Origin of the sequence: Mesorhizobium sp. M7A.F.Ca.US.014.04.1.1, from assembly GCF_003998745.1 — a bacterium.
GTDB classification, from domain to species: domain Bacteria; phylum Pseudomonadota; class Alphaproteobacteria; order Rhizobiales; family Rhizobiaceae; genus Mesorhizobium; species Mesorhizobium ciceri.
Map to the genome: position 1 here is coordinate 1 of NZ_RZRW01000258.1, position 8,094 is coordinate 8,094.

Annotated in this window: 7 protein-coding genes and 2 pseudogenes; 6 read left to right on the forward strand and 3 right to left on the reverse strand. The window is 62.2% G+C overall.

Translation table 11 applies throughout. The features are described from left to right. Window positions 1-1,227: pseudogene (locus tag EOA22_RS17860) on the reverse strand (lytic transglycosylase domain-containing protein); the annotation flags it as partial. A gap of 247 nt (window positions 1,228-1,474) precedes the next feature. Here EOA22_RS17860 and dapA point away from each other — a divergent pair. Genes dapA through EOA22_RS17875 form a run of 3 tightly spaced genes read left to right on the forward strand, consistent with a single transcriptional unit; the run spans window position 1,475 to window position 3,587 of the window. Continuing rightward, on the forward strand, window positions 1,475-2,356 hold the full coding sequence (gene dapA / locus EOA22_RS17865; protein WP_013532595.1) for a 4-hydroxy-tetrahydrodipicolinate synthase: 882 nt from the start codon (window positions 1,475-1,477) through the stop codon (window positions 2,354-2,356). A gap of 25 nt (window positions 2,357-2,381) precedes the next feature. Further along, window positions 2,382-2,861, forward strand: a complete 480-nt coding sequence (gene smpB / locus EOA22_RS17870) for an SsrA-binding protein SmpB (protein WP_013532594.1) — start codon at window positions 2,382-2,384, stop codon at window positions 2,859-2,861. A 15-nt stretch (window positions 2,862-2,876) separates the two neighbouring features. Then, window positions 2,877-3,587: a GH25 family lysozyme gene (locus EOA22_RS17875; RefSeq protein ID WP_013532593.1), complete on the forward strand. Its 711-nt coding sequence runs from the start codon at window positions 2,877-2,879 to the stop codon at window positions 3,585-3,587. A 17-nt stretch (window positions 3,588-3,604) separates the two neighbouring features. On the opposite strand, the gene EOA22_RS17880 is transcribed toward EOA22_RS17875, so the two are convergent. Together EOA22_RS17880 and EOA22_RS17885 are read right to left on the reverse strand one after the other, a co-directional pair. After that, window positions 3,605-4,261 (reverse strand): uracil-DNA glycosylase, encoded by a 657-nt coding sequence (locus EOA22_RS17880; protein ID WP_127390117.1) that lies wholly within the window; start codon window positions 4,259-4,261, stop codon window positions 3,605-3,607. A gap of 11 nt (window positions 4,262-4,272) precedes the next feature. Beyond that, window positions 4,273-4,854 (reverse strand): NYN domain-containing protein, encoded by a 582-nt coding sequence (locus tag EOA22_RS17885; RefSeq protein ID WP_010915096.1) that lies wholly within the window; start codon window positions 4,852-4,854, stop codon window positions 4,273-4,275. Between the two features lie 323 nt (window positions 4,855-5,177). Between EOA22_RS17885 and rpoZ the strand changes: the two genes are divergently transcribed. The 3 genes and pseudogenes from rpoZ to EOA22_RS17900 form a co-directional block, all read left to right on the forward strand. After that, window positions 5,178-5,579, forward strand: coding sequence for a DNA-directed RNA polymerase subunit omega (gene rpoZ, locus EOA22_RS17890; protein ID WP_013532591.1), 402 nt, complete (start codon window positions 5,178-5,180; stop codon window positions 5,577-5,579). 128 nt (window positions 5,580-5,707) lie between these two features. Next, the gene (locus EOA22_RS17895) at window positions 5,708-7,936 is read left to right on the forward strand and encodes a bifunctional (p)ppGpp synthetase/guanosine-3',5'-bis(diphosphate) 3'-pyrophosphohydrolase (protein WP_013532590.1); all 2,229 of its coding nucleotides are present in this window, start codon (window positions 5,708-5,710) and stop codon (window positions 7,934-7,936) included. 50 nt (window positions 7,937-7,986) lie between these two features. Next, window positions 7,987-8,094 (forward strand): annotated as a pseudogene (locus EOA22_RS17900) (orotate phosphoribosyltransferase); the annotation flags it as partial.

The window sequence follows — 8,094 nt, forward strand, 5'->3', positions numbered from 1 at the left end:
GCCGTAGGCAGCGGCGCGCGCAAAATAATCCTTGGCGTTGCCCGGGCCGCCGACTTCGGCGGCACGGCCGAGCCAGTAATACGCGCGCGACAGCGTCATCGGCCCTTGGGCAAGGTCGGCGATGCGAGCGAAATGCGTTGCGGCAAGCTTGGGGTCGTTCAGGCCGCGCAACGCGTACCAGCCGGCATGGAATTCGGCGTCGGCCGCATTGGTGGCACTTTCGGCAGCGTGTGTAGCGACGATCTTGTACGCGGCCTTCATGTCGCCCTGGTCGACCAGTTCACGCGACAGCACCCGGCGCTCGACCCACCAGGCATCCGGATCGACCAGAGCTTCGCGATCGGTCGGTGCCTGCATCACAATGGCTGCAGCGCCGGCAAAATCCTCCTGCTTGCGCAAATATTCGGCCTGCGCGAAGAAGTAGCCGGCCGAACGTTGCATTGCCGGCACGGCCTTCAGCAGCTTGGGCGCGTTCTTGTCGCCTTTGTCGGCCGCCGCCCATGCATCGGCGAGCTGCTGGGCGCCGGCGAGGCCGGCGACGCGCAGCGCGGAATTCGCGCGGTCGGCATAGAACATGCGCTCCATGCGAAAGCGGTGGTCCGCGGCCGGGATCAGGCTGCCGAATTCCTTGATCAGCGCCGCCTCGTCCTTGGCCTCCAGGATCGCGGTGCGCCAGAAGGGCGACAGCACGGAACGCGCCGCCTTGGTATTGCTGGACGCCACATAGGCGCGGGCGAGAACCATCACGCCTTCGAATGTCTGCGGCTGGCTGCCATCGAACGCCCTGATGACGATGTCGGGGGCAGGGTTCTCTCGATAGAGCGCGCGCTCGCTGTTCTTGCGCAGGGCTACGGTCCCCGGCCAGTTGGGCAGCATCTTGGCCGCAGCAGTGATATCGTCGCTCGGAACCTTGTCGCCGCCATAAAGCGCGATCGCCCAGGCAAGGATATGCTGGTCGAGCGACTGCGCCGGAAGGGCATCGCGCACGCCACGAGCGCGGAGACTATCACCCCGCGCCAACGCATCCAGTCCGCTTTTCAGAGGGGCGACGTCGGGCAAGGGCGCCTGTCGCGTTCTGTCCTGCAGGTCTGGCAGCGCAATTGCCGCGCCTGGAATCGGAATGGCTGAGGTGACCCGTGCGTCCACGCTGCCGCTGATCGCCATGCCCGGCATCAGCGCGAGCGCGGCGCCAAGCAGCGCGAGAAGGTGAGGCCGACCGCCCGGCATGATCCCTAAATCTTTCCTTGTCCTGGCATTCCACAAGCTGGCGAAGATGCCTCGAAGCCTAAACTTAGGTCGTGAAGAGCCCGTAAACAAAGAGTTAGCGAGGCCGTTCGAATTGCGCTTGCTGGCACCATGGCAATGCTTGCCGCGCAACCATGTCGAGACTATGGTGCGCCGCTTCGCTTTCGGTTAGAAGGCGCGACCACAAACACCGACACAAAACACCAGAAGTGCCAAGGAGTTGGACGATATGCTGAGAGGCTCGCTTACTGCGCTCGTGACACCGTTCGAAAAGAGCGGGCGTTTCGACGAGAAAGCCTTTCGCGCATTCGTCGAATGGCAACTCGCGGAGGGCACGACGGGCCTGGTGCCGGTCGGCACCACCGGCGAGTCGCCGACACTGTCGCATGACGAGCACCGCCAGGTCGTCAAGGTATGCATCGAGGTGGCCAAGGGACGAGTTCCGGTCGTCGCCGGCGCTGGTTCCAACAACACCGAGGAAGCCGTCGGGCTCGTGCAGTATGCCGAGAAGGCCGGCGCCGATGCCGCCCTGGTCGTCACGCCTTATTATAACAGGCCGACGCAGCGCGGCCTGTATGAGCACTTCGCGGCGGTCGCCAGGGCGACCAAGCTGCCGATCATCATCTACAACATCCCGCCGCGCTCGGTCATCGACATGATGCCGGACACGATGGGCCGGCTCGTGCACGACTTCAAGAACATCGTCGGTGTCAAGGATGCCACCGGCAAGGTCGAACGGGTTTCCGAGCAGCGTGCCACGTGCGGCAAGGATTTCATCCAGCTTTCGGGCGAAGATGCTTCGGCGCTTGGATTCAACGCGCATGGCGGCGTCGGCTGTATTTCGGTGACGTCGAACGTCGCGCCGCGGCTGTGCGCCGAATTCCAGGAGGCAACGCTTGCCGGCGACAGCGCCAAGGCGCTGGATCTGCAGGATCGCCTGCTGCCGCTGCACAAGGCGATCTTCATCGAGCCTGGCGTTTCCGGCGCCAAATACGCGCTGTCGAAGCTAGGCAAGGTCGAAAACGTGCTGCGCTCGCCGTTGGTGACGATCGAACAGTCGACTGCCGACAAGATCGATGCGGCTATGAAGCACGCCGGCTTGATTAATTAGGGATGAGGCGCCACCTCTCCGCATCATGAATCAAGTCAGAAAAGCCGATCCCAACAACAAGACCGTTTCGGAAAACCGCAAGGCGCGGTTTTCCTATGAGGTGCTCGACACGGTCGAGGCCGGTCTGGTGCTGACCGGCACCGAGGTCAAGTCGCTGCGCCAGGGCCAGGCCAACATCCAGGACAGCTACGCCTCGGTCGAAGGCGGCGAGATCTGGCTGATCAATTCCTATCTGCCGGAATATCTGCAGGCCAACCGCTTCAACCACGAGCCCAGGCGGCGCCGCAAGCTGCTGCTCAACAAGCGCGAAATGGCGAAACTGTCGCAAAGCGTCGACCGCGAAGGCATGACGCTTGTGCCGCTGAAAATCTATTTCAACGACCAGGGCCGCGCCAAGCTGCTGCTCGCTGTCGGCCGCGGCAAGAAACTGCACGACAAGCGCGAGAGCGAGAAGCAGCGCGATTGGTCGCGCGAGAAGGGCCGGCTGTTAAAAGAGCGTGGGTAGGCTGGGGCCATTCGCTTGAAGAACCGAATTGTTCTCTTTGGTCTGGCCAGTCTGGTCTTGGTATGTTTCGTCGCAGCAGGCGGCTACATCTATTTCAAGGCATTCTCGCCGGACCGCGACAAATATCCGCTCAGGGGCATCGACGTTTCCCATCATCAGGGCCGGATCGACTGGCCGCGTGTCGCCGCCGACGATGTCGCCTTCGCAGTCATCAAGGCGACCGAAGGCGGCGATCATGTCGACGATGCCTTCGCGAAGAATCTGGAAGAGGCCCGCGCCGCCGGTCTCGCCGTCGGCGCCTATCACTTTTTCACCTTTTGCCGACCTGGCGCCGACCAGGCGAAGAATTTCATCTCGGTTGTGCCGCACGACCAGCCGCTGCTGCCGCCGGTCGTCGACATCGAATTCGGCGGCAACTGCCCGCAGCGGCCGACGCCCGAACAATTGAACGCCGAACTGGCCGCGTTCCTCGCTCCAGTCGAGGCGACGTTCGGCAAGCCTGCGATCGTCTATCTGACCGATGAGGCAGCGCAGACCTATGCAGGGCGCATTGCTGCCCGTCCGCTCTGGCTCCGCTCGTTGCTCCTGGAGCCGGACCGCGACGACTGGGTCTACTGGCAGTACCACAACAGGGGTCGCGTCGACGGCATCAATGGCGATGTCGATATGAATGTGCTGAAGGGTGGGCCGGCGGTGCTGGCTGCACTGTTTGCGCCATCAAGCTGATCCGCTGGCGCCCGACTCTATTTCTGCAGGAACGCCGCTATCTGGCTGAAAACGCTAACGAACATCGCTTCGGTCAGCACACCGGTGTTGGTGTTGTAGCGCGAGCAATGATAGCTCGAAAACATCGTGATGCTGCCGGCCGGCAGCTGCCCGCCATGCTTGAACGGATAGGCGGCGACACGCCCGCCCAATGCCCGCACCGTCGACTGGTGCGCGATCGATCCCAGTGCCAGCACGGCGCGCAGGTTCGGGAACCTGGCGATCGTCGGCACCAGGAATGTCCGGCAGGTGGCAATCTCAGCGCCCACCGGCTTGTTCTCCGGCGGCACGCAGCGCACCGCGTTGGTGATCGCGGTGCCGACCAGCTCCAATCCGTCATCTGGCCGCGCCTTGAACTCTCCGCGCGCAAAACCGTGCGAAATCATCGTCGAGTAGAGCATGTCGCCGGCATAGTCGCCGGTGAACGGGCGGCCCGTTCGATTGGCACCGCGCAGGCCAGGCGCCAGCCCGACGATCAGCAACTGAACCGCCGCGTCACCCTCGGGTGGTAAAAAAGTCGGCACCGGCGCATTGAACCAGGACGGCTCGCGCTGCCGCCACTCGGCGATGAAGTCATGCAGCCTTGGGCAGAGCGGGCAATCGCGGCCGGGTTCGGAGGCGGAAAGCACGGTCAAGGCGACCGGCCTCAATAATCGTCCTCGTCGACTTCGGCCGGCTCGGGCCTGCGCACCGGGCGCTCGGACGGGTCACGGCCAACCTCGTTCTTCAGCGTCGTCAGGTCGATGAAATGGTCGGCCTGGCGGCGCAGATCGTCGGAGATCATCGGCGGCTGCGAGGCCATGGTCGAGACGATCGATACCTTGCGGCCACGCCGCTGCAATGCCTCGACCAATGTGCGGAAATCGCCGTCGCCGGAAAAGATGACGTAGTGGTCGACGACATCGGCGAGTTCCAGCGCATCGACGGTGAGCTCGATGTCCATATTGCCCTTGATCTTGCGGCGGCCGGTCGAGTCGGTGAATTCCTTGGCCGGCTTGGTGACCACCTTGAAGCCATTATAGTCGAGCCAGTCGATCAGCGGACGGATCGAGGAGTATTCCTGATCCTCGACCAGCGCCGTGTAATAATAGGCGCGCAGCAGATAGCCGCGCTTCTGGAAGCTCGACAGAAGCTTGCGGTAGTCGATGTCGAAGCCGAGCGCGCGCGACGTCGCGTAGAGATTGGCGCCGTCGATGAATAGGGCGATTTTTTCACGAGGGTCGAACATGGAAAATATTCCTTCTCGAAATAAACACCCGTCTAAACCAAATGCGATAGCGTTCGGTCAGGCTCATAATAAACCGGCTGACCTCTATGCCATCCGAGATAGCGCCAGTTTCGCGGCAATCCAAGGGCGCGTGCGGCACTGCAAGCAATTGTGATCGGGACACCGAACACATAGCACAGACTGGTTTTGCCAAATCGGGTGTTTGAACCAAGGTTTGGGCGCCATGCAACCCAGCCATTGCCATGATGCTTGTATTTTGGCGGCGTTCGGGTTATGGACCGAGCCTGTTTTCCATCAAATCCATCGCATGAAAGGGGCAATCCATGGCCCGCGTAACCGTTGAAGATTGCATCGACAAGGTCGACAACCGCTTCGAGCTGGTGCTCCTTGCCGGCCATCGTGCCCGGCAGATCAGCCAGGGCGCGCCGATCACAGTGCCGCGTGACAACGACAAGAATCCGGTTGTGGCGCTGCGCGAGATCGCCGATGAGACGCTGTCGCCCGACGACCTCAAGGAAGATCTGATCCATTCGCTGCAGAAGCATGTCGAGGTCGACGAGCCCGAGGCCGATGGCGAGGCGATTGCCGATCAGACCGGCACCGCCGTTGCCGCCACCGACGCCGACGACGCCGAGGAGAACATCACCTTCGACCGGATGACCGAGGAAGACCTCCTGGCCGGCATCGAGGGCCTGGTGCCGCCGGAAAAGAGCGACGACTACTAAGCCAGCGTTCTGGACCTGCCTGGAATACGTTTCCGGCACTTCCGTCCAGTCAGTTTCGTGGCTATCTATGGGATGCGCCGTACGCTAGTGCGGCGCATCAATCATTTCAGCACCGCGAGATTCCGCCCATGATGCGTCAGTATGAGCTTGTCGAGCGCGTCCAGCGCTACAAGCCTGACGTCAACGAGGCGTTGCTCAACAAGGCCTATGTCTATGCCATGCAGAAGCATGGCCACCAGAAGCGCGCTTCCGGCGATCCGTATTTCTCGCATCCGCTCGAAGTCGCCGCCATCCTCACCGAAATGCATATGGACGAGGCGACGATCGCGGTCGCCCTGCTGCACGACACCATCGAGGACACGACCGCCACGCGGGCCGAGATCGACGATCTGTTCGGCCCCGAAATGGGCAAGCTGGTCGAGGGCCTGACCAAGTTGAAGAAGCTCGATCTGGTCTCGAAGAAGGCCGAGCAGGCGGAAAACCTGAGAAAGCTTCTGCTGGCGATTTCGGAAGATGTCCGCGTGCTGCTGGTCAAGCTCGCCGATCGTTTGCACAATATGCGCACCCTCGACCACATGCCGGAGGCCAAGCGCCTGCGCATCGCCGAGGAGACGATGGATATCTACGCACCGCTGGCCGGGCGCATGGGCATGCAAGGCATGCGTGAAGAGCTGGAGGAGATCGCCTTCCGCTTCATTAATCCTGAAGCCTATCGCGCCGTCACCGCACGGCTTGCCGAAATCTTCGAACGCAACAAGGGCGTGCTGACGGACATCGAAAAGGCACTGTCCACGTTGTTCGAGAAGCATGCGATCAACGCCAGCGTAAAGAGCCGGCAGAAGAAGCCGTGGTCGGTGTTCCGCAAGATGGAGGCCAAGGCGCTGTCCTTCGAGCAGCTCTCTGACATCTTCGGCTTTCGCGTCGTCGTCGACACGGTCGAGGACTGCTACCGGGCGCTTGGCGCCATCCACACCGCGTGGTCGATGGTGCCGGGTCGCTTCAAGGACTACATCTCGACGCCGAAACAGAACGACTACCGCTCGATCCACACCACCATTGTCGGCCCGTCGCGCCAGCGTGTCGAGCTGCAGATCCGTACCCGAGAGATGAACAAGATCGCCGAATACGGCGTCGCCGCCCATTCGATCTACAAGGATACCGGCGGCAAGACGAATGGCGCCGCCCACGCGATTTCAAAGGAAACCAACGCCTACGCCTGGCTGCGCCGCACCATCGAGCAGCTTGCCGAAGGCGACAACCCTGAGGATTTCCTCGAAAATACCAAGCTGGAACTGTTCCAGGACCAGGTGTTCTGCTTCACCCCGAAAGGCATGTTGATTGCGCTGCCGCGCGGCGCGACACCGATCGACTTCGCCTATGCGGTGCACACCGATGTCGGCGACACCTGCGTCGGTGCCAAGGTCAACGGCCGCATCATGCCGCTGATGACGGAACTGAAGAACGGCGACGAGGTCGAGATCATCCGCTCCAAGGCGCAGGTGCCGCCGGCGGCGTGGGAATCGGTCGTCGTCACCGGCAAGGCGCGCTCGGCCATCCGCCGTGCCACCAAGAACGCCATCCGCAAGCAATATTCGGGTCTTGGCATCCGCATCCTGGAACGCGCCTTCGAGCGTGCCGGCAAGACCTTCACCAAGGAGAGCCTGAAGCAGGTGCTGCACAGGTTGGCGCGCAAGGACATCGAGGATGTGCTGGCCTCTGTCGGGCGTGGCGAGCTCGCCTCCACTGATGTCATGAAGGCGGTATTCCCCGACTACAAGGATGAGCGCGTCACCACGGCCGTCCCCAAGCCGCGAGAGGAGGGCTGGTCGAAGATCCGCAATGCCGCCGGCATGCTGTTCCAGATTCCGGGTCGTGCCGCGCGCAAGGACAAGGACCAGCCGCGCGATGGAGCCGTGCCGATCCGCGGCGTGCGCGGCGATCTGCCGGTGCGCTTCGCGCCGGAAGGGGCAGTCCCTGGCGATCGCATCGTCGGCATCGTCCAGCCGGGCACCGGCATCACTATCTATCCGATCCAGTCGCCAGCGCTGCAGGCGTTCGATGACCAGCCCGAGCGCTGGATCGACGTGCGCTGGGACATCGATGAGCGCACCAAGGAACGCTTTCCGGCGCGCGTATCGGTCACCGCCATCAACGCGCCGGGGTCACTCGCCGATATAGCGCAGGTGGTTGCCTCGAACGACGCCAACATCCATACGCTGTCGATGGTGCGCACTGCGCCCGACTTCACCGAAATGCTGATCGATCTCGAAGTCTGGGATCTCAAGCACCTCAACCGGCTGCTATCGCAGCTCAAGGACAATTCGAGCGTCAGCGACGCAAGACGCGTCAATGGCTAGACCATGCTCCGGTTTCGGACAACATCATGGTCAATCAAAAAGAGGCAGACATGAACACCGATGAAGTGCTGGGCATTTTCCGCGAGGCGGGTGCTGTTCTGGAAGGGCATTTCATTTTGACCTCGGGCCCGCGCAGTCCGGTCTTCCTGCAGAAAGCG